General features: G+C 37.9%; 21 protein-coding genes, 4 tRNA genes and 1 pseudogene. 16 read left to right on the top strand and 10 right to left on the bottom strand.

Annotated features, from left to right (window positions below; translation table 11 throughout):
* Positions 1-76: 76 nt before the first annotated feature.
* Positions 77-397, top strand: a complete 321-nt coding sequence (gene raiA / locus ACXPAV_RS08375; RefSeq protein WP_013746297.1) for a ribosome-associated translation inhibitor RaiA — start codon at positions 77-79, stop codon at positions 395-397.
* A 98-nt stretch (positions 398-495) separates the two neighbouring features.
* On the opposite strand, the gene ACXPAV_RS08370 is transcribed toward raiA, so the two are convergent.
* Positions 496-1716 carry a LysM-like peptidoglycan-binding domain-containing protein gene (locus tag ACXPAV_RS08370; RefSeq protein ID WP_458003233.1) on the bottom strand — a complete coding sequence of 407 codons (1221 nt, stop codon included), beginning with the start codon at positions 1714-1716 and terminating at the stop codon, positions 496-498.
* Positions 1717-1904: 188 nt separating this feature from the next.
* Positions 1905-2909, bottom strand: a complete 1005-nt coding sequence (gene epmB, locus ACXPAV_RS08365) for an EF-P beta-lysylation protein EpmB (protein ID WP_458003232.1) — start codon at positions 2907-2909, stop codon at positions 1905-1907.
* A gap of 176 nt (positions 2910-3085) precedes the next feature.
* On the opposite strand from epmB, the gene efp reads away from it, so the two are divergent.
* The 4 genes from efp to coaD all read left to right on the top strand — a co-directional run bounded on the left by efp (position 3086) and on the right by coaD (position 7143).
* Positions 3086-3652: an elongation factor P gene (gene efp, locus ACXPAV_RS08360; RefSeq protein ID WP_039088796.1), complete on the top strand. Its 567-nt coding sequence runs from the start codon at positions 3086-3088 to the stop codon at positions 3650-3652.
* A 171-nt stretch (positions 3653-3823) separates the two neighbouring features.
* On the top strand, positions 3824-5395 hold the full coding sequence (locus ACXPAV_RS08355; protein WP_458003231.1) for a glycosyltransferase family 2 protein: 1572 nt from the start codon (positions 3824-3826) through the stop codon (positions 5393-5395).
* Between the two features lie 3 nt (positions 5396-5398).
* Positions 5399-6673, top strand: a complete 1275-nt coding sequence (gene waaA, locus ACXPAV_RS08350) for a lipid IV(A) 3-deoxy-D-manno-octulosonic acid transferase (protein WP_458003230.1) — start codon at positions 5399-5401, stop codon at positions 6671-6673.
* Positions 6673-7143 (top strand): pantetheine-phosphate adenylyltransferase, encoded by a 471-nt coding sequence (gene coaD, locus ACXPAV_RS08345; RefSeq protein WP_458003229.1) that lies wholly within the window; start codon positions 6673-6675, stop codon positions 7141-7143. Before waaA ends, coaD begins: the two co-directional genes overlap by 1 nt.
* A gap of 42 nt (positions 7144-7185) precedes the next feature.
* Here coaD and ACXPAV_RS08340 read toward each other — a convergent pair whose 3' ends face one another.
* Positions 7186-7893: a 3-deoxy-D-manno-octulosonic acid kinase gene (locus ACXPAV_RS08340; protein WP_458003228.1), complete on the bottom strand. Its 708-nt coding sequence runs from the start codon at positions 7891-7893 to the stop codon at positions 7186-7188.
* 79 nt (positions 7894-7972) lie between these two features.
* On the opposite strand from ACXPAV_RS08340, the gene ACXPAV_RS08335 reads away from it, so the two are divergent.
* From ACXPAV_RS08335 to rplI, 5 genes are all read left to right on the top strand, one after another.
* On the top strand, positions 7973-9019 hold the full coding sequence (locus ACXPAV_RS08335) for a glycosyltransferase family 9 protein (protein ID WP_458003227.1): 1047 nt from the start codon (positions 7973-7975) through the stop codon (positions 9017-9019).
* Positions 9020-9151: 132 nt separating this feature from the next.
* Complete coding sequence (rpsF, locus tag ACXPAV_RS08330; protein ID WP_013746288.1) at positions 9152-9529, top strand: 30S ribosomal protein S6; 378 nt, start codon at positions 9152-9154, stop codon at positions 9527-9529.
* Entirely contained in the window at positions 9516-9842 is a 327-nt protein-coding gene (gene priB / locus ACXPAV_RS08325) for a primosomal replication protein N (RefSeq protein ID WP_458003226.1), read from the top strand. The genes rpsF and priB overlap by 14 nt, the downstream gene beginning before the upstream one ends.
* A gap of 12 nt (positions 9843-9854) precedes the next feature.
* A complete protein-coding gene (gene rpsR / locus ACXPAV_RS08320; RefSeq protein ID WP_005759927.1) occupies positions 9855-10082 on the top strand; it encodes a 30S ribosomal protein S18 in 228 nt (75 codons plus the stop codon).
* Positions 10083-10103: 21 nt separating this feature from the next.
* Positions 10104-10553 carry a 50S ribosomal protein L9 gene (gene rplI, locus ACXPAV_RS08315; RefSeq protein WP_039173213.1) on the top strand — a complete coding sequence of 150 codons (450 nt, stop codon included), beginning with the start codon at positions 10104-10106 and terminating at the stop codon, positions 10551-10553.
* Between the two features lie 208 nt (positions 10554-10761).
* Here the strand turns inward: rplI and ACXPAV_RS08310 are convergent.
* The 6 genes and pseudogenes from ACXPAV_RS08310 to ybaK all read right to left on the bottom strand — a co-directional run bounded on the left by ACXPAV_RS08310 (position 10762) and on the right by ybaK (position 12772).
* A pseudogene (locus ACXPAV_RS08310) lies at positions 10762-11653 on the bottom strand (PLP-dependent transferase).
* A gap of 120 nt (positions 11654-11773) precedes the next feature.
* Positions 11774-11849: transfer RNA gene (locus ACXPAV_RS08305), tRNA-Lys, on the bottom strand.
* A gap of 25 nt (positions 11850-11874) precedes the next feature.
* A tRNA-Lys gene (locus ACXPAV_RS08300) sits at positions 11875-11950 on the bottom strand.
* A 27-nt stretch (positions 11951-11977) separates the two neighbouring features.
* A tRNA-Lys gene (locus ACXPAV_RS08295) sits at positions 11978-12053 on the bottom strand.
* A gap of 19 nt (positions 12054-12072) precedes the next feature.
* Positions 12073-12148 (bottom strand) — tRNA-Lys (locus ACXPAV_RS08290).
* 147 nt (positions 12149-12295) lie between these two features.
* Entirely contained in the window at positions 12296-12772 is a 477-nt protein-coding gene (gene ybaK, locus ACXPAV_RS08285) for a Cys-tRNA(Pro)/Cys-tRNA(Cys) deacylase YbaK (protein WP_458003225.1), read from the bottom strand.
* Between the two features lie 66 nt (positions 12773-12838).
* On the opposite strand from ybaK, the gene ACXPAV_RS08280 reads away from it, so the two are divergent.
* Complete coding sequence (locus ACXPAV_RS08280; protein ID WP_458003224.1) at positions 12839-13822, top strand: Asd/ArgC dimerization domain-containing protein; 984 nt, start codon at positions 12839-12841, stop codon at positions 13820-13822.
* 35 nt (positions 13823-13857) lie between these two features.
* On the opposite strand, the gene ACXPAV_RS08275 is transcribed toward ACXPAV_RS08280, so the two are convergent.
* Positions 13858-16419, bottom strand: a complete 2562-nt coding sequence (locus ACXPAV_RS08275; protein ID WP_458003223.1) for a penicillin-binding protein 1A — start codon at positions 16417-16419, stop codon at positions 13858-13860.
* 200 nt (positions 16420-16619) lie between these two features.
* Between ACXPAV_RS08275 and ACXPAV_RS08270 the strand changes: the two genes are divergently transcribed.
* From ACXPAV_RS08270 to aroK, 5 genes are all read left to right on the top strand, one after another.
* The gene (locus tag ACXPAV_RS08270) at positions 16620-17294 is read left to right on the top strand and encodes a hypothetical protein (RefSeq protein WP_458003222.1); all 675 of its coding nucleotides are present in this window, start codon (positions 16620-16622) and stop codon (positions 17292-17294) included.
* Positions 17284-17838: a hypothetical protein gene (locus ACXPAV_RS08265; protein ID WP_458003221.1), complete on the top strand. Its 555-nt coding sequence runs from the start codon at positions 17284-17286 to the stop codon at positions 17836-17838. The genes ACXPAV_RS08270 and ACXPAV_RS08265 overlap by 11 nt, the downstream gene beginning before the upstream one ends.
* Complete coding sequence (locus ACXPAV_RS08260) at positions 17838-18368, top strand: hypothetical protein (RefSeq protein ID WP_458003220.1); 531 nt, start codon at positions 17838-17840, stop codon at positions 18366-18368. The genes ACXPAV_RS08265 and ACXPAV_RS08260 overlap by 1 nt, the downstream gene beginning before the upstream one ends.
* Complete coding sequence (pilQ, locus tag ACXPAV_RS08255) at positions 18368-19510, top strand: type IV pilus secretin PilQ (protein ID WP_458003219.1); 1143 nt, start codon at positions 18368-18370, stop codon at positions 19508-19510. The genes ACXPAV_RS08260 and pilQ overlap by 1 nt, the downstream gene beginning before the upstream one ends.
* 219 nt (positions 19511-19729) lie before the next feature.
* Entirely contained in the window at positions 19730-20257 is a 528-nt protein-coding gene (gene aroK / locus ACXPAV_RS08250; protein ID WP_039093960.1) for a shikimate kinase AroK, read from the top strand.
* Positions 20258-20279 lie beyond the last annotated feature (22 nt).

The following is a 20279-nucleotide window of genomic DNA, read 5'->3' as shown; positions in this document are numbered from 1 at the left end:
CGGCATTATGTTCTTAATCAAGAACAAGATTTTTTCTTGACTGGCAACAGTCTTATTACTATGAGAGGTAAATGTTATGACCCTAAATATTACAAGCAAACAAATGGAAATTACCCCAGCAATTCGTTCCCACATTGAAGAACGTTTAGCAAAATTAGGCAAATGGCAAACCCAGTTAATAAATCCTCATTTTATTTTACAAAAACTGCCAAAAGGATTTGGAGTGGAAGCTATGATTGGTACACCTTTCGGTAACCTTGTTGCGAAAGCGGAACACGAAGATATGTATGCAGCCATTAATGATGTACAAGAAAAATTAGAACGTCAGCTCAATAAATTGCAACATAAAGGAGAGGCAAGACGTGCCAGTGAACGTTTGAAAGATTCTTTTGAGTAAAAAAGTATTTTCTGAATAATCAAATTGTAGAAGGTTCAACCGAGAGGTTGAACCTTTTTTGTTAGGTCAAAACCACCTAGTTACAGATGGTTTTATGACTATTTTTGATAAATATAAGAACCATTGCTTTGACGAATAAATTTTGCTCCATTAGGTAATTGGAGTTCTGAAACGCGACCACCGTTTACTTTGATGGCAACTTTGTCTCCTGGTTTGAAGCTACTTAATGCATTACCGGCACCATTTGCTTTAGTCATTGCATTTACATCGGCAATGTTCAGATTGTTATCACGGAACACCTGCATCAAAGAAGTACCTGCCGGAATAGTTAATGTTTTAGCTTGCCCACCACTTGAAACGTTTGTTGTAGATGAAGTGGATTTTGAGCTACTTCTAGTGACAGGTTTGGCATCAACAACAGGAACATTTTTGCCGTCAAGAATGGCTTGTGCTTTACGCTGTTCTTGCTCTTTTTGTTTCTGCTGTTTTGCTTTAAACTCTTCTCTAGCTCGCTGTTCAGCACGGGCTTTTGCTTTTGCAATTAAACGAGCTTGTTCAGCTTCATACGCTTGTTTTTCAATTTTATCAATTTCAGCCTGACTAAGAGCAGGTTTCTGCTCTGATCCTGGCGTAGGGGTAACTGGAGCAGGAGTGATAGACGGAGTTTGTGCTTGATTAGTCGCAGCTGCATTGTTTTCATCAGTCGTAATTGGGGTATTATCCACTGATGGAGCCGATGCGGTACTGTTTTGTGTGAGTGTTTCAGCAGTAACGGTAGCATTATTATTGGCTGTAGTCGAATCTGTTATGTTGTCATTGGCATTATCCATTACTTGCTCTTCGGTTTGCATTGTTGGCACACCTTCATTGTTGGCATTAGTAGCATTCGGATCAATTGGCTGAAATTCAATAGGCAAATTATTATCCTGAGATTGTAGGCTATCTACCGGTTGGCTGTTAGGTTTTAACCAAAGAAATAACACAATGATGATAACCAACACAGCGGCACTAATAAGCAAACGGCGAGAACGTGTTGACAAATTGGCTAATGGTGATGTTTTGTGTGTAGTAACCGGTTCAGCGGTAAAGTCGTTGCTTTCTGTATTCTCAACAGTTTGCCCAACTTCTGCTTGCTGAAAGGTTTCCGCTTGTGTCGTTTTTTTATGAAAGATACCTTTTAGTTTATCGATAAAAGAAGGTGCAGTTTCAACTGCTGGTCTTTTAGGTGTGATAGGCTCAAATTCATTAAATTCTAAATTTAATTCGTTCTGTTTAGCGTCCTGTTGTTCGCTTTGCTGTTCCTTGTCTGTGTTACTCACGGTTATACCTCAAATTTTGGTTAAAAATCATTATTGCAACAATGCTGTTGATTCAAAGTAATATGATAACTTTGAATGATAAAAAAATTCTTTCTTGGCAGACAGAAGTGTCTACCATATTTTCGTTGGCTATTTTAAAGGAAAAAATAGGCAATGACTAAGGCTAATCACGATTTATTTAAATATTTTTAGCTATACCAAGTTTTACTTTTTTCTCCAGCAATTTCACGCGCAAGTTTCGGTACAAGATAACCGGAAGATGAAGCAATTAATTGTCGATAAATAGCTAAAGCACGTTCATCATCAATCCAAAAATGGCTTGCTCCTTCCACTTTATCCAACAGATGAAGATAATAGGGTAAAATACCGGCAGCAAATAGTTTATTATTCAGTGTTTTGAGAGTGTGTGCATCATCATTAATCCCTTTTAAAAGCACTGATTGATTCAGTAGCGTTACTCCCGATTGCTTTAATTGCTGTAGGCGGTTGATTAATAGTGCATCAATTTCATTTGCGTGATTAATATGTAACACCAGCACTTTGTTAAGCGGTAAGTCTGCCAATAATCGACACAATTCGAGCGTAATACGTTGTGGAATGACCACTGGTAATCGAGAGTGAATCCGCACAGTTTTCAAGTGTGGAATTTGATTTAACTGCTCAAGTAACCACGCTAATTCGCGATCTTTCGCCATTAATGGATCGCCACCAGAAAAGATCACTTCCTCAATTTCGGAATGTTGAGCAATATAATCCAATGCTTTACGCCAATTCGTTTTATTTCCGGGATTATTTTCGTAAGGGAAATGACGTCGAAAACAATAACGACAGTTAACAGCACAGCCTCCTTTTACCATCAGCAATACACGGTTATGATATTTATGTAACAAATTTGGGATGGTATTGTCTTGCTCTTGCAGTGGATCTTTAACAAATCCTGCTGTTTGCAGGAACTCCGCCGCATCGGTCATCACTTGTAGGAAAAGGGGATCGTTCGCATTACCTTTTTCCATTTTATCTATAAATGGCATTGGTACACGCATTGCAAATAAGCGGCGAGCAGCAAAATGTTGTTGATAAGGTTCGGGTGGTAAATTTAATAATTTTACAAGTTGAATCGGATCGGAAACTGCAGTCGCTAAGTATTTAGTCCAATCAGAATCTTCTCCAAATTTAATGTTTTGCTTTATCATATGATGATTTTTGTACCTATGTCTTCCATTAAATGACATTATTTTTATCAAAAACTTCTTAAAAAGTTGAAAATTCAACCGTTAGAGATATATACTTCCAACTTTTCTAAAGTAGCACAATTTTTTGTGAATTGTGCGGTGAATTGAACAGACAATCAAATATTAATGAGGATATTATGGCAAGCTATTCTACCAGCGATTTCAAACCAGGTCTTAAATTTATGCAAGATGGCGAACCTTGCGTAATCGTAGAAAATGAGTTTGTGAAACCGGGGAAAGGACAAGCGTTTACTCGTACTCGTATTCGTAAATTGATTTCAGGCAAAGTATTAGATGTGAACTTTAAATCAGGTTCAACTGTCGAAGCGGCAGATGTTGTTGATACTAATCTTACTTTCTTATATAAAGATGAAGAATTTTGGTATTTTATGAACAATGAAACTTTTGAACAACTTGCTGCAGATGCGAAAGCGATTGGTGATAATGATAAATGGTTGTTGGATCAGGCAGAATGTATCGTAACGTTATGGAACGGTTCTCCGATTACTGTTACTCCACCAAACTTTGTAGAGTTGGAAGTGGTTGATACTGATCCCGGTTTGAAAGGCGATACAGCAGGAACAGGTGGTAAACCGGCAACTTTAAGCACCGGTGCGGTAGTGCGTGTACCATTATTTATTCAAATTGGTGAAGTTATCCGTGTAGATACTCGTTCTGGCGAGTATGTGGCTCGTGTGAAGTAATATATTATATTATGTGGTGAAAAGAATCCTCTTACCGTCAAGGAAGAGGATTTTTGTTTATATGGGATTGCATAACTATCTATTATAAAATAGATAGTTATTATAAATTATCGTATTTTATTAACGGGTAGTTTTACATTTAGAATGTAGATTTTTTAAAAAGAGGAAAATATGAGTTCAAATCTTGCTATTAGTATCACTATGTTAGTGAAAAATTCAGAAAAATATTTAGAAAAAGTATTAAAAGCATTAGCAGATTTTGATGAAATTATTGTATTGGATAATGGATCTACAGATCGAACAATCGAAATTGCTAAGCAATTCCCTAATGTTGTTATTAAATATTCACCTTTTATTGGATTTGGACCTTTAAAAAATTTAGCTGCTGAATATGCAAAACATAATTGGATTTTAAATATTGATAGTGATGAGATTTTACCTAAATCACTTATTGAAGAATTAAAGCAGATAGATTTAACAAAAACAAATTTTGTATATTCTTTATCTAGATTAAATCATTATCGAGGTCGAGTTATTAAAACCTGCGGTTGGTATCCAAATTATGTTCCTCGCTTATATCACCGTCAACAAGTGCAATTTAATCAAAAATTAGTACACGAGGCACTTGAAATTCCTAAAAATATCCAAGTCATAAAATTAAAACAACCTTTCTTGCACTACTCATTTGATGGTGCCGCCGATTTAATTCAGAAAATGCAGCAGTACACAACCTTGTTCGCAGAGCAGCAACAAGGGAGAAAAAAAGCCTCTGTTTTTTCAGCTATCAGTCACGGAATATCTTCATTTTTTAAGCATTATGTTTTGAAAAAAGGATTTTTAGATGGACAAGACGGTTTTGTGATTTCTTGCGCCAATGCAATGGGAGCTTATTATAAATATGTGAAATTAATGGAATATAATCAAAAACTGAGTAGTTCTTTGATTATTACAACTTATAATCGTCCTGATGCGTTAGAAGCGGTCTTAAATTCGGTATTGCAACAAAAAGTATTACCAATGGAAGTATTAGTGGCGGATGATGGCTCTCGTCAAGAAACCGCGCAATTAATTTCACGATATCAACAGAAGTTCCCTATTCCTTTAATTCATTGTTGGCAACCGGATGATGGGTTTCGATTGGCAGAATCTAGAAATAGGGCGTTAGCAAAAGCAACGGGAGATTATATTATCGTTATTGATGGCGATATGGTTTTGCATCCTTTATTTATTCAGGATCATATCCGTTATGCGAAAAAAGGTGTTTTTATTCAAGGTAGTAGAGTGTCTTTGCCCAAAGAAAAAACGGAGCATATTCTACAACATCCTGAACGTTATCCGATCATTAAATGGTATCAACCTGGCATTGAAACTCGTTTTGAAAAACGTTTATCTGCGTGCCATTTATATTGGTTAAATAGAATTTTGCATAAGGAGCGTAGCCAATATTATAAAGGTGTTAGAGGATGTAATATGGCATTTTTCCGTGAAGATGCTTTAAAAATCAATGGTTTTAATAATGACTTTGTTGGTTGGGGACGAGAAGATAGCGAGTTTGTTGCTCGTTTTTATAATGCGGGAATGAAACGAAAAGATATTCGTTTTGCGGCTATCGCTTATCATTTGTGGCATAACGAAGAAGCCAGAGATGCATTACCACAGAATGATCAGTTATTGGAAAAAACAATACAGCAAAAAATTGTCGATTGTGAAAATGGAGTAGATCGATTTTTGAAAGAGAAGTAAATAATGTTATTTTTCATCTATAATGCACTTTTTATTATCGCTTTGCCCTTTATTCTGCTCACTTTTTTGTACAAAAGCCGCAAAGAGATCGGGTATCGTCAACGGTGGCGTGAGCGCTTTGCTTTAACAAAACCTTTGCAAAAACAGAGTGTTGTGATTCACGCCGCTTCAGTTGGTGAGGTGCTGTTGGTTGCGCCGTTAGTGAAACAACTATTGGCGCAGTTTCCGAATGTGCCGATAACCATTACCACCTTTACGCCGGGCGGCTCGGAACGTGTACAGGCTTTGTTTGGCAACCTTGTTCAACATTGTTATCTGCCGTTTGACCTGCCGCTTTTAATGAACCGTTTTTTGCAACAGTTACAGCCTCGATGTTTTATTATTGTTGAAACAGAGTTGTGGTTTAATCTGTTGCAACAAATTAAGACTCGTCATATCCCACTGTTTTTAATCAATGCGCGTTTATCAGATAAATCCGCTAAACATTATGCCTATTTACGGCATTCTCTTATGCCGATTTGGCAGGCGTTTACCCATATTGCCGCACAGGATGAATTAAGTGTAGAGCGTTACCAACGTTTAGGCGTTGACAAAAACAAAATCAGTTGCAGTGGTAATTTAAAGTTTGATTTAACTGTTTCTGATGAGGAAATTGCTGATTATCGCCGGCAGAAAACCGTGATGTTGCAGCAGCGTCCGGTGTGGATTGCGGCCAGCACCCACGAAGGCGAAGAAACAATGGTATTGAAGGCACATCAACAATTACTGCAACAATATCCGAATTTATTATTGATTCTTGTGCCACGCCATTCCGCACGTTTTACCGAAGTGGAAAAATTGTTGCGACAACAGCAATTTTGTTATCAAAAAAGGAGCATTGGAGCGCCGATAGATCCACAAACAACAGTATTGTTGGGCGATACAATGGGCGAATTACTAAAATTATATGCGTTGGCGGATATTGCTGTTGTCGGTGGCAGTTTTATTGCGCGTGGCGGACATAATCCACTTGAGCCGTTGTTGTTTAAACTGCCGGTAATCACCGGGCAATATTTGTTTAATTTTCGACAGATTTATCAAAACTTGCGTGAAGTTGGCGGCGTGATGGTGATCGAAAATAGTGTATCTGCACTAGTTCAGCAGATTAGTGAACTGTTGGCAGAGCCGCAAAAAGCCGAGCAATATGGGCAAAACGGTTATCGCATATTGCAGCAGAATCGAGGTGCTTTACAACGCACGCTAACCATTTTATTACCTTATTTAAGCGAGAAAAAATAATGATAACAATGATTTATCCTGGAACATTCGATCCTATCACCAACGGGCATCTGGATATTATTACACGTGCAGCGAGATTGTTTCCAAGGTTGATTGTGGCGGTAGCAGCAAGTCCGAGTAAAAAGCCGATGTTCAGTTTGCAGCAACGGTTAGCCTTCGTCAAAATTGCCACTGCAGAATTAAATAATGTTGAAGTGCTGTCGTTTGATGGTTTATTAGCGCAGCTGATTTTAGAACGTAATGTTCAAGGCATTATTCGTGGTGCGAGAACGTCCAGTGATTTCGACTATGAGTTGCAGCTTGCCCATTTAAATCGTTTGTTAACCAATGGTGTTGAAAGTTTATTTTTCCCACCATCAGAAAAGTGGTCTTATGTTTCCTCCACAATGGTGCGTGAAATTTTATTACACGGCGGTGATATTGCGAAATTAGTGCCGGCAGGTGTTTTTAAAGCTATTTTGGAAAAATAAAATATTTATCAATAGGTTATGAAAATCTGCCACATTAATTTTTTATTCTTTATAGCCATTTAATAATTGTTGCCAGTTGTTTTCGTTAAAATGAATATGGTAACGCTTCACCTCTTTTTGAAATGAGCGGTAAAGTCGTTGTAGATTTTCTTGTTTCCAGTTGTCGCCCGTTTTAAAACCGCATTTATCGAAATCAAGTAACCATAATTTATATTGATGATTTTCAAGGCGTTGTAGCAGAATATTATGTGCGTTTAAATCGCTGTGACAAACTTGTTCATTATGTAATTGACGAATTAATTTTCCGATATGGTACCAAATTTCGTGATGTAATGAGTGTTTTTGCAAAATAGCCACCAGATCCTGACCGTTTTCAATCAGTTCGATCAAAATGTCTGCTTGATAACAGCATCCGGAGCGAATAACCCTTGCTGCAATAGGTTTAGGAACAGGTAAATTTTTCTGTTTAAGTTGCTGCAGTAAGTTAAATTCTTTAATGCTACGACATTGATTTATTCCGCTAAACAGAAAATGATCCTTCACTAATTTGCCGAACAGTCCGCCACGATAATAATGACGTAAGGCGCAATTTACTCCCCAACGATCTTTAGTGTTTAAAAAATAGGTAATGCCGCGTCCTTTGGCTGAACCTAAAACTAACTGTTGTGTCTGCCAAAAAACAGGATCGAATAAAGATTCTGGCGAGTCGGTCTGAATATTTTCGACAAAGAGATAGTAAGTTTTCGACATTTTGATACCTGTTTTACTGCGGATTTCTGCGTTTTTGATTAAAATAGGGCGCAATTCTAACATATTAAGAGTTAAATCTATGCTGTTATTTCCTCAACCTCCACAATCTATTTGTATTTTGCGCCTTTCTGCCATTGGTGATGTTTGCAACGCTTTGGCAGCAGTACAGCAGATTCAAGCTTATTATCCGCAGACCAAAATTACTTGGATCATTGGCAAGGTCGAAGCACAATTATTAAAAAATATCCCTAATATTGAATTTATTATTTTTGATAAAAAACAGGGGTGGCGAGGCATTTTTTCGTTATGGAAAAGGTTGCATTCGCGTAAATTCGATGCTTTGTTGGATATGCAGGTAGCGATTCGAGCCTCTATTCTCTCTTTAGGGATTAAGGCGAAATATCGGGTTGGTTTTAATGCACAACGGACAAAAGAGGGGCAAAAATGGTTTATTAATCATCAAGTTGGGGCAGCGAAAGGTTATCACGTTTTGGATGGTTTTTTGAGTTTTGCTGAATATATTGGCGTGCCGATTACAGCACCGCATTGGCAGTTTCCGATAGCGGAAGAAGATCATCAATATGTGAGACAATTTATTGACCCGGCTAGAAAAAACGTGGTTATTTCTCCTTGTTCAAGTAAAAAAGAGAAAGATTGGTTATTAGATCGTTATGCTCAACTGGCGGATATTGTGACGGAAATAGGCGTACAGGTGATTATAACGGGATCGCCAAGTGAATATGAAATGAACTGTGCCACAGAAATTTGTCGATTATGTCGTTTGCCTGTGGTAAATCTGGCAGGAAAAACCTCTCTACAACAACTTATTGCATTATTATCACGAGTGGATTTGGTGATTTCACCAGATTCAGGGCCAGCACATATGGCAACAATGGTAGGTACAAAAGTGCTAGGATTATATGCTTACCATAATCCGCAACGTACAGGACCTTATTACAGCAAAGATGATGTAGTGTCGGTATATGAGGAGAATGTATTAAAACAGTATGGTAAGTCGTGGCAAGATTTACCTTGGGGAACAAAGGTTTATGGTAAAGATTTAATGTCGCAAATTACAGTTGATCAGGTGGCAGAGAAAATGTTACATCTTTTAGCGTTAAATTAGTTTTTTAACTTGCTTTTTGAGTCAATTTGAGTAAAATTTGCGACCTTACAGTCGTTCCGTTTTTCGTTCCTTGCTTCCGCAGATTGGCGACTGGTCTATAGTCGGAGGCTGATTAACCCGTAAGGAGCAGCAATGCGTCACTACGAAATAGTGTTTATGGTTCATCCAGATCAAAGTGAACAAGTACCAGGCATGATTGAACGCTATACAGGTTCTGTTAAAGAAGCTGGCGGTCAAATTCATCGCTTAGAAGATTGGGGTCGTCGCCAATTGGCTTACCCAATTAACAAACTACACAAAGCACATTATGTGTTAATGAATGTAGAAGCACCGCAAGAAGTCATCGACGAGCTTGAAACAACTTTCCGTTACAACGATGCAATTCTTCGTAACGTAATTATTCGTACTAAGCACGCCGTAACCGAAGCGTCCCCAATGGTTAAAGCAAAAGATGAACGTAAAGCTTTAGCTGATGTTGATAACAACGATTATGAGGATGCTGAAGAGTAATTTGACAATTGAAAATCGTTTTTCGTTGATAGGCACTGTTGTTTCTCAACCAAAACGACATCAAAGCCCGAGTGGAATTCCGCATTGTCAATTTTGGCTTGAACATCGTTCGCGGCAACAAGAAGCCGGATTAGCCAGACAAGCGTGGTGTAAAATACCGGTTCAACTTAGCGGCAATCAATTAACAAATCAAGCTCAAAGCATTACGGTCGGCAGTAAGGTGTGTGTAGCAGGATTTATCCACTCACACAAAACGAATAATGGGCTTAGCCAATTAGTCTTACACGCTGAGCAAATCGAATTTATAGATTAGGAGAATAGCCATATGGCACGTTATTTCCGTCGTCGTAAGTTCTGCCGTTTCACAGCGGAGAATGTAGTAGAAATCGATTATAAAGATATTGCTACATTAAAGAACTACATTACAGAGAGCGGCAAAATTGTCCCTAGCCGTATTACCGGTACTCGTGCGAAGTACCAACGTCAATTAGCTCGTGCAATCAAACGTGCGCGTTATTTAGCGTTGTTACCGTACACTGACAATCATCAGTAATCAATTAGAGAGGATACGGTAATGCAAGTAATTCTTTTAGATAAAATTGTTCACCTAGGCAATGTTGGTGATCAAGTAAATGTAAAATCTGGTTATGCTCGTAACTTCTTAATCCCACAAGGAAAAGCAGTTATGGCAACTAAAGCAAATATTGAATATTTTGAAAGTCGTCGTGCAGAATTAGAAGAGAAAGCAGCTAAAGCGTTAACTGCTGCAATGGATCGTGCTGAAAAACTTGAAGCACTAGGTTCAGTAACAATCGCTTCTAAAGCTGGTGATGAAGGGCGTTTATTCGGTTCTATCGGTACTCGTGATATCGCTGATGCAATCACTGCAAAAGGTGTTGAGGTCGCGAAAAGCGAAGTGCGTTTACCAAATGGTGCACTACGTACTTTAGGTGAACACGAAGTTCGTTTCCAATTCCACGGTGAAGTATTTGCGTCATTAAACGTAATCATCGTTGCAGAATAATTTTCAAAATATTATTCAGATTAAACCCCGACCAAATGGTTGGGGTTTTGTTTTCCTTTTAATTTACAATCTAACTGCAACATATAAAAAAAGAAATGTTCATTAATTTCATCTATTCTTAAATTTCTATACAATAAAGATTAAATAATGAACATTTCTTATAAGCACTGAAAGTATAGAGTGAGGATATTATCCACTATAGATTAAGCTATAGCGCACTAAAGGCTTGCTCAATATCCATCAAAATATCTTGTATATTTTCAATTCCGACAGAGATTCGGATTAGTCCAGCAGAAATATTAATTTTATCTAGTTCTTCTTCACTTAATTGTCGATGCGTTGAAGTCGCTGGGTGTAATGCACAAGTTCTAATATCGGCAACGTGTACTTCACGAGAAACCAATTTTAGAGCATTTAACCATTTCGCTGCTGCTTCCCTACCACCTTTTAATTCAAAGGAGATAACGCCACATAGACCGTTCGGTACATATTTTTGTTTGAGTGCATAATCAGGAGAGCTGGCTAAAGCAGGGTAATTGACAGAATTAACCAAAGGTTGTTTTTCCAAATATTGGGCTACTTGTAGCGCATTATTGTAGTGCGCCTGCATATGTAGAGGCAAAGTTTCCATTCCTAAATTGAGTAAAAAACTGTTTTGTGGAGCAGGAGTTGCACCTAGATCACGCATTAGCTGTACTCTTGCTTTTATGATATAAGCGGCAGCACCGAAGGTTTCTGTATAAATTAAGCCGTGATAAGAATCATCTGGCTGGGTAAATGCAGGGAACTTGCCGTTGTTCCAATTAAAATTTCCACCATCAATAATGACACCTCCCATAGCAACGGCGTGCCCATCAAGATATTTAGTAGTGCTATGGACAACAATGCGCCGACACCGCCTTGAGTTTCTCTTCGGCGGCATTTGTGGTTGGATTAGCTAAACGGGTATAAAAGAAACCGGCTTTTTTCAAATCGAACAGATCACCGATATCTTCTGCGCTGTCATAGGTAAAAGTTGTACTTTGTACAATTGGTTGAACTCTCGGTTCTCCGGATTTAGGCAGACAACCTGCGTGCAAACATTGTGTTTCAAATTGCATAAAATTCTCCTTATTAAGATTATTTTTATTTCAATAAGGATTATATGCAGATTGTAAAAAATGATAATTGATTTTTAATATAAAAGCATTTAGGAAAATTTATGAAGTAATTATTTGAAATGGTGGGTCGTGAAGGATTCGAACCTTCGACCAACGGATTAAAAGTCCGCTGCTCTACCGACTGAGCTAACGACCCAGAATAATTAGATTGTGCTTTATAGTGGTGGGTCATGAAGGACTCGAACCTTCGACCGACGGATTAAGAGTCCGCTGCTCTACCAACTGAGCTAATAACCCACTTAATCATCTCTTTGATATTGTAAGTGGTGGGTCGTGAAGGATTCGAACCTTCGACCAACGGATTAAAAGTCCGCTGCTCTACCGACTGAGCTAACGACCCATAAGGGTATTAAAATAAATGGTGGGTCGTGAAGGATTCGAACCTTCGACCAACGGATTAAAAGTCCGCTGCTCTACCGACTGAGCTAACGACCCAACGTGTCACCACATTGCAACGGGTGCTTATAATACTGATTTTATGAAACTAATCAATAAAAATTTTTAGTTTTTTCTTTATTTGCTTTAATCAGAAACAATGTGGTTGAAAAATAATCTAAAAATATAAGATTAGCCTAAAAAGTTTTATTCATCGTTGATATCTGCAAAATCAGCACGTAGCAAGGCGGCTAAATCGGAAGGATTAATTTCAATATCAATGCCACGTTTGCCGCCCGATACAAAAATCGTTTTAAATTGCTGTGCAGTAGTGGAAATGATGGTAGGTAGTACTTTTTTTTGTCCTAATGGGCTAATACCGCCGACAAGATATCCTGTGCTTTTTTCTGCAATATGTTTATCCGCCATCTCGATTTTCTTAACGCCTAAGGCTTTTGCACCTTTTTTGAGACTTAAGTTATAAGCAATTGGTACAACCATTACAGCGAGATGTTTTTCATCATTATTAATCGAAACAAGCAATGTTTTGAAGGTTTGTAGCGGAGAGAGATTCAGTTTTTCTACGGCTTCTTGCCCAAAATGGGTGTTGTTGGCATCGTGTTCATATTGGTGAAGTGTAAATGGAATTTTTTTCTTTTTTAGTAGATTGATTGCCGGAGTCATTGAAAACGTTCCCGTGATAATTTTTAATTGTTAAAATAGGTGCATCAGCGTATCACGGAGAAGAAAATGAATTCAAGTTTAAATATTGCTATTGCGGCTGATTTTTCGTTGGCAGAGAAATTAGTAACGATTTTGGAGCAAAGTGCTTTATCCAATTTGTCAATCACAGTTATTGAAGCGGAAAAATTTTCAGAGGAACAGAATATTCGCTTCAACGGCAAATATATTGAACAGCTTGGTTTTGATGATGCCGATTGGGCAGATTATGATTATTTATTATTTGCCGGTTCTTTGCCTCAGGTAACTTATGTGGCAACTGCAGCAGAAGCCGGTTGTATAGTGATTGATGTGTTGGGAATTTGTGCTTATCTAAATGATATTCCGGCGGTTGTTCCAGGAGTGAATAATGAAGCGTTGCAGGCGGTTAGACAGCGCAATATTGTTTCATTGCCTAATCCGCAGATTTCTCAATTAGCATTGGCGTTAAAACCGATTTTGCAGCAATATCAGTTAGTTCAGATAATGGTAACTTCTTTATTGCCAATGACCTATAAAGGCGAGGAAAAAGTAAGAGAGTTGGTTGGACAAACCGCACAATTGTTAAACGGCATTCCGCTAAATGAAGATCAACAACGGTTAGCGTTTAATGTTAGTCCGATTGATAACCAGGAGGAGAGCATTAAAGATCAACTGTTATTACAGAAAATTTTACCAGAATTTAATGGACAATTTATTGAACATAGTATTCAAGTACCCGTTTTTTATGGCTTATCTCAGATGGTAACAGTTGTCGGCTATGAGTTTAATGAGGTTGATATTCCTTTAGTTTGGCAACAGGATGATTTATTACGCTATCACGCCGAACAGTTGATAACACCGGTTTTAAACGGTGAAATTGAGGAAAATGATGAAGCGTTGCCATTATTGCATATTAGTCAAGTCAATACAGAACAAGAGAAATTAAGTTTTTGGTTGGTGAGTGATGAACGCGGTTTTAGTCGGGCAAGATTGGCGATTGAGCTATTACAACTTTTGCTTGAAAATGATTAAAAAATAGGGCTATCAGTGATAGCCCTCTTATCTCTTTAGAACAACTCTTTCACTTCACCTTTGCTATTGATGATTTTATTGCCTTGTTCCGGCACGTAATATTGTGTCGGTTCAGTGCCTTCAATGAAATATTCCATTCTACCGCCCGAGTTAGTTAGCAAGCCATTCTCCATTGAAATCCGTTTTTGAATTATCCCTTCAGGCATAGGATCTTCACGCACTGGTAACGGTTTTAGTGCATTAGTCATATAATCAACCCAAGCTGGCATTGCTGATTTACCGCCGGATTCGCCACGCCCTAAGTCAAATTTATTGTCATCAAAACCGATATAAACGGAAGTGACTAAATCTGCACCAAAACCGACATACCAAGCCACTTTTGAGTTGTTGGTAGTTCCAGTTTTCCCACCTATATCAGGACGTCCAATCGACTTTGCACGCCAACTGGTACCAACCCAACCGCCACTAGGCTCACCGTAAATGCCGGAATTTAACGCACTGCGAATTAAAAAGGTTAATTTACCGCTTAATACACGAGGTGCATATTCTGTTTGAGCAGGGTTGTCTTTAGACTCATTTTTACCCAATAAACTTGGTGCATTTTCTAATTGCACATTGTTAGTATTTAATTCCGGTACATCTGGAACGGCTTCGCTATTATCCTCATCAACAGAAAGGTTAGATAGTGAAGTATCGAGCGGAGTATTTTCTGTTGCCGAGTTATCCACTTTAACGGAGAGAAAATCTATTGGTTTAACATCACCATAGATGACTGGGATTTGTTTATCGCTACATTGGAAACAGGCAATTTTCGGTTTCGCTGTAAAAATTTCTTGACCGTTATTGTCTTTAATCGATTGGATTAAATAAGGATCGATTAAGAAACCACCATTATCAAAAACAGCGTAACCACGAGCCATTTCTAAAGGAGTGAACGAAGCCGCACCTAGTGCTAAAGCTTCGGTAGCAGCATATTGATTTTTTTGAAAGCCGAAACGCTGTAAATAATCAGCAATGTAATCAATTCCGACCATATTAACGGCACGAACCATCATTACATTTTTAGATAAGCCTAGCCCGACACGCAAACGCAATGGGCCATTAAATACATTCGGTGAGTTTTTTGGTTGCCAAGGTGCTTGTCCTGCTTTTCGTAAGGTAATAGGAGCATCGTTTAGAATTGTTGCCAAAGTCAGTCCTTTGTCTAAAGCAGCAGCATAAATAAAGGGTTTAATTGAAGAGCCAACTTGAACCATCGATTGAGTGGCACGATTAAATTTGCTGATTGCGAAACTAAAACCACCAACCATTGCTTCTATAGCACCATTGGTGCTATTTAAAGAAACCATTCCGGAATTAGCCAAAGGAATTTGGCGTAATAACCATTGCTGTTTGTCGTTTTGCATTAACCAGATCATATCACCACTATGTAGAATTTTATTGAGTGATCCTGCCCACTTAACTGCATTTTGATCTAATGTAATGTTTTCGCCGTTAGCAAGTAAGACCTGTGCTTTATTGTTTTTCACTTCTAAAACTGCTGCTGGCTGTAACGGTTTCACATTTGGTTGTTGATTCAAAAAACCGATAATATGTTCTTTATCCCACGCTGTTTCGTTTGCTTTCCATAAAGTTACATTTTTGCGATAACCGTGTCGCATATCATAGGCAAGAAGATTATTCCGCAATGCATTTTGTGCATTTATTTGATCTTGTGAGTTAATGGTCGTAAATACTTGATATCCTTTAGTATAAGCTTGCTCTTCACCATATAATTTCACCATTTCTTGACGTACAGCTTCCACCACATAATCAGCGTGTAATTCAAGTTTTGAACCGTGATAGTTAGCGATAATCGGTTCCTTGAGTGCCTGTTGGTACTGTTCTTCAGTAATATATTTTTCATCTAGCATTCGTGCCAGTACAACATTTCTACGATCAGTTGCTCGTTTTAAGGAGTAAAGTGGGTTCATTGTTGATGGCGCTTTTGGCAAACCTGCAAGCACAGCCATTTCGCTAAGCGTAAGTTGATCTAAGTGCTTGCCAAAATAGGTTTGAGCCGCAGCAGCAACACCATAAGCACGATAACCTAAATAAATTTTGTTGAGATAGAGTTCTAAAATTTCATCTTTGCTTAGATTATTTTCAATATCTATAGCAAGCACTGCTTCTTTGATTTTGCGTATTAATTTTTTTTCCGGAGTAAGGAAAAAATTTCGTGCTACTTGTTGTGTAATAGTGCTAGCACCTTGTGAAGCACCACCGGAGGTAATGGCCACTTTAAGTGCACGTGCAATTCCAATAGGGTCTAAACCGTGATGCTCATAGAAACGGCTATCTTCGGTAGCGATAACTGCATTAATCATCTGCTGGGGGATCTTATCCAATGTTACTGGAATGCGGCGTTGTTCACCAATTTCGCCAATCAGTTTACCGTCAGCAGTAAAAATTTGCATAGGTTGCTGTAATTCAACATTTTTTAATTCGCTGACATCAGGAAGCTGTGATTTGATGTGAAAGTAAAATAAGCCGCAAGTAACGCAGCCCAGTACAAATACAGTTAAAATAGAACTAAATATTAATTTTGCGATCTTCATCGAAAAATGACTCTCTGTATTGATGTGATATAAGTGAAAAAAAGTAAATTGAGCTTATGTTTGTAAAATTGGATGTTGATTATACGATGAAAGTTCCTTTTGCTCCACGAAAAAAAGTATCCTCAAAATTGGTTAAAGTCGGAATCGTTTTTATAGATAATTGTTTTTTCTACTCTTTTTTTAAGCAAGATGGTGAACTTGTGTGTGGGAAAGTTGAAGATCGTATGCAGTTGGAGAAACAGCTTTCCCAACAGTTCCAACTTGAAGCGAAACATTTACTTTATATTTCCGTGTTGCCGATACATTTAGTTTGGCATAAGCGTTATCTCTGCCCGCAATCCTTAACGCAATACGAGGTTGCACAACAGGTTTATTCAATGTTGGAGAATGACGTACCTAACGATGGAATGCCGATCTGGTTTGATTATGTGTATCAAGGACAACAGATAGATCTTTATGTGGTTAAACAAAAAAATGCAGAAGCGGAACTGGCTAAGTATCGACAATTTGATCTGAATATTTTGGATGTATTGCCTAGAGTGTTGTTTCGGGCATTTTATTATGAAATTCAACCGGATAAGACAGAAACATTGTTATATTGTTATTGCGCCGAGCAGACGATATTTATCCTGTATTCGTCGTTAAAAACAGAAATCGTGGTCAGTCAATCTTCGTTGGCTCAGAGTTGGAGCCGTTTTCAGGAACGTTTTGCTAATCGCTTTTCCAAAATGGTGATTTATCAAGAACAGTCCAAAGAGAGTAACTTATCTCAAATTGAGTTGCCTAAAAATTACATACTATTAGAGCCAAAAGCGCAGTATGCTTTTTTAAGTTTGGGATGTGCATTATGGGGAGAAGATATCAGTGCGAAATGAGATTAATTTATTAGATTGGCGCTCTCCATTGTATCGGCAAAGATTACGCCGGCTTTTACTATTAGTGTTGTTGTTAATTATCTTGTCAGCAACGATTTGGTATTTTGGTTTGCAATATGAACGGCAACAACGGCTTTCACTGAATCAATTAAAAAGTTCATATCAGGAATTAAGTCGACAATTACAACAAATAGAAAATAAACAGCTACACCAGCGAAAAATACTCAGTAATCAGGTCAAACTAGAGAAGTTGTCATTGGATGATATCAACTTCTTTATGACAAATTTGTCGCATTTACCACTTAACGGTGCGTTGTTAAATTTGGTACGAATTGAGATTAACCCTTTTAGTCAAGAACAGCGGAACAACACTGTTTTTATGTTAAGCGGAGAAAAAATAGAGCAGCAATCATTTTATGCATTGCAACAATATCTGCTTGCAAAGTGGCTTTATCCGATAACTTTTTTAAGCAATGAATTGATACCGGACGAACAGAAGTTATATCGCTTCAAATTGGATTTTAGCAAAAGCAAGGAGGAGTGATGGAACTTGGTACGAAATATCCAAAAGGTGTGTATTGGTATTGCTTAAATTTGCCGCATTATTGGTTAGCTTGTGGATGGCTGTTTCTTTTTATTTTTATTTGTGCTTATCCTTTGTGGCAAAGTTGGCAACGTTCGCAGCAGATAGCTGATTTTTCACAACAGATTACTAATTTACGTTTAAAAACAGATCAGCAGCAACAGATACTTACAGTATTGCAAAAACGTGTGAGTGAACGTTTAAGTTCTAAACAAAATACGCAAAAATTATCCGATCTTCATCAGCAATTATCACAGTTCGCATCTGATATGGGAAATATTCCTTTTGAAATGCAGGTTAATAACAATGAAACAGTGAAAGTAGAATTACAAATTTATATGGAATTTCAACAATTTATTATGAATCTTGATTTGTTGTTTCAATCTATTTTGGCGGAATGGGCAGTTTCTTCAGTGAAGCTGGAGCGTGATCCGATGTTACCGCGTGTATTACATATTTCTATTCAGTTATTTGCAGAGGAGTTCCATTAATGAAGAAAGGCATAATACTGGTGGTTTGTATGATGATTTCCTTGAGCGGTTGGAGCAAAAAAGTGATATTAGATCCTTTTTTTGCGGAAGAGGCGAATATAATGCCTGACTTAATAGAGGATAAAAATTTGGCTCCGACAGATGAATTTGAAGCAATTGCTGTGAAATATATACAAGTGAATGAATTGTATAAAATTTTTAATGAAAACGGTAATGGGCTTTTGTCCGGACTGAGCGGATTTAGTGTCGAACCGAGCAACAATTTATTGTTGGTGAAAGGGGATAAGCAACAGATACAAAAATTTAAACAGTTAATTTCTCAACTGGATAAACCGGGTAAGCAGATTGCCATAGAAGCACGCATAGTGACGATTAATAATGAAAGTCTAAATGAGCTTGGCGTTCGTTGGGGAATGTTCAGTGATGCGGATAATTTTCACAAAGTGGCAGCTAAATTTGATAGTTTTGGTTTAGAAAATTTAAGTTCTCACTTAAATGTTAATTTTTCCACGAGTTCGGAGGCTGCATCTATTGCATTACAGGTGGCAAAAATTCACGGGCGGTTGCTGGATTTAGAGTTAAAAGCGTTGGAACAGGAAAATAATGTGGAAATTATTGCCAGCCCACATTTATTAACATCTAACCAAAGAAAGGCATCGATTAAGCAAGGCTCTGAAATTCCTTATGTTATCGAAGATGATACAGAACGCAGCAGCCGTACTCATATTGAATTTAAAGAGGCAGTATTGGGTTTGGAAGTGACCCCTCAAGTTCTGCATCAAGGCGTGATCTCACTGGATTTGGTGGTAACACAGAATTCAGCCGGTGCGAGTATTCCTTATGGTGCCGGGCAAGTGGTAACGATTGATAAACAGGAAGTGCAATCGCAAGTGTTGGTGAGAGATGGAGAAACGGTGGTGTTGGGCGGTATTTTTCACGATCTGATCGGAAAAGGTGAAAATAAAGTGCCGTTGTTGGGGGATATTCCCGGATTAGGCAAGTTATTCAGTAGCAAATCGGAGCGTCATCAGAAACGTGAACTGGTGATTTTTATTACGCCAAGAATTATTCATAATTCCCAAGAAACGATAGAAAATTATCAAAAGCGGAAACAGGATTTTATACAAGGAAACAATCTTTGATAAAAATACAATGCAAGGTTGAAATATAATCCCATTTCTTGAGATAATATTGAGCTATCTCAATAAACATTCGAGGTCTAGGGGATCTTTTGAGTGTTGTAATTATGAAGAATACTTCGGTATTCTTTTTCTTTTGTAATAAAAACAACATTGTGTGTGAGTGTTACAATATTCAAAGATCAAACTATTCATAATTTTTAAACCTTAAGAACGATAAAAATGGCGGAAAAAAGAAATATTTTTTTAATTGGCCCGATGGGAGCAGGGAAAAGTACGATTGGTCGTCAACTTGCCCAACTGCTAAGTATGGATTTTGTGGATTCTGATACCGAAATTGAACAGCGAGCAGGTGCTGATATCGGTTGGATTTTTGATGTTGAGGGCGAAGAAGGGTTCAGAAAAAGAGAAGAACGCATCATTAATGAATTGACTCAACGTCAAGGCATTGTTTTATCGACCGGCGGCGGTGCAGTGATGTCTAAAGAAAACCGCAACCATCTTTCAGCGCGTGGTATTGTGATTTATTTAGAAACCACAGTGGAAAAACAACATCAACGCACTTTGCGTGATAAAAAACGTCCTCTATTACAGGGGGTGGAAGATCCGCGTAAAGTATTGGAAGATTTGGCTAAAATTCGTACGCCGTTGTATGAAGAAATTGCAGACATTACACTGCAGACAGATGATCAAAGTGCTAAATTAATGGCAAATAATATTATTGATTTATTAGAAAATTTTTCCGGCTAATCAATAGCTTGCAGCTTGAATA

The sequence above is a fragment of the Gallibacterium sp. ZY190522 genome, assembly GCF_054166015.1.
This window is presented reverse-complemented; position numbering and strand designations above follow the sequence as displayed.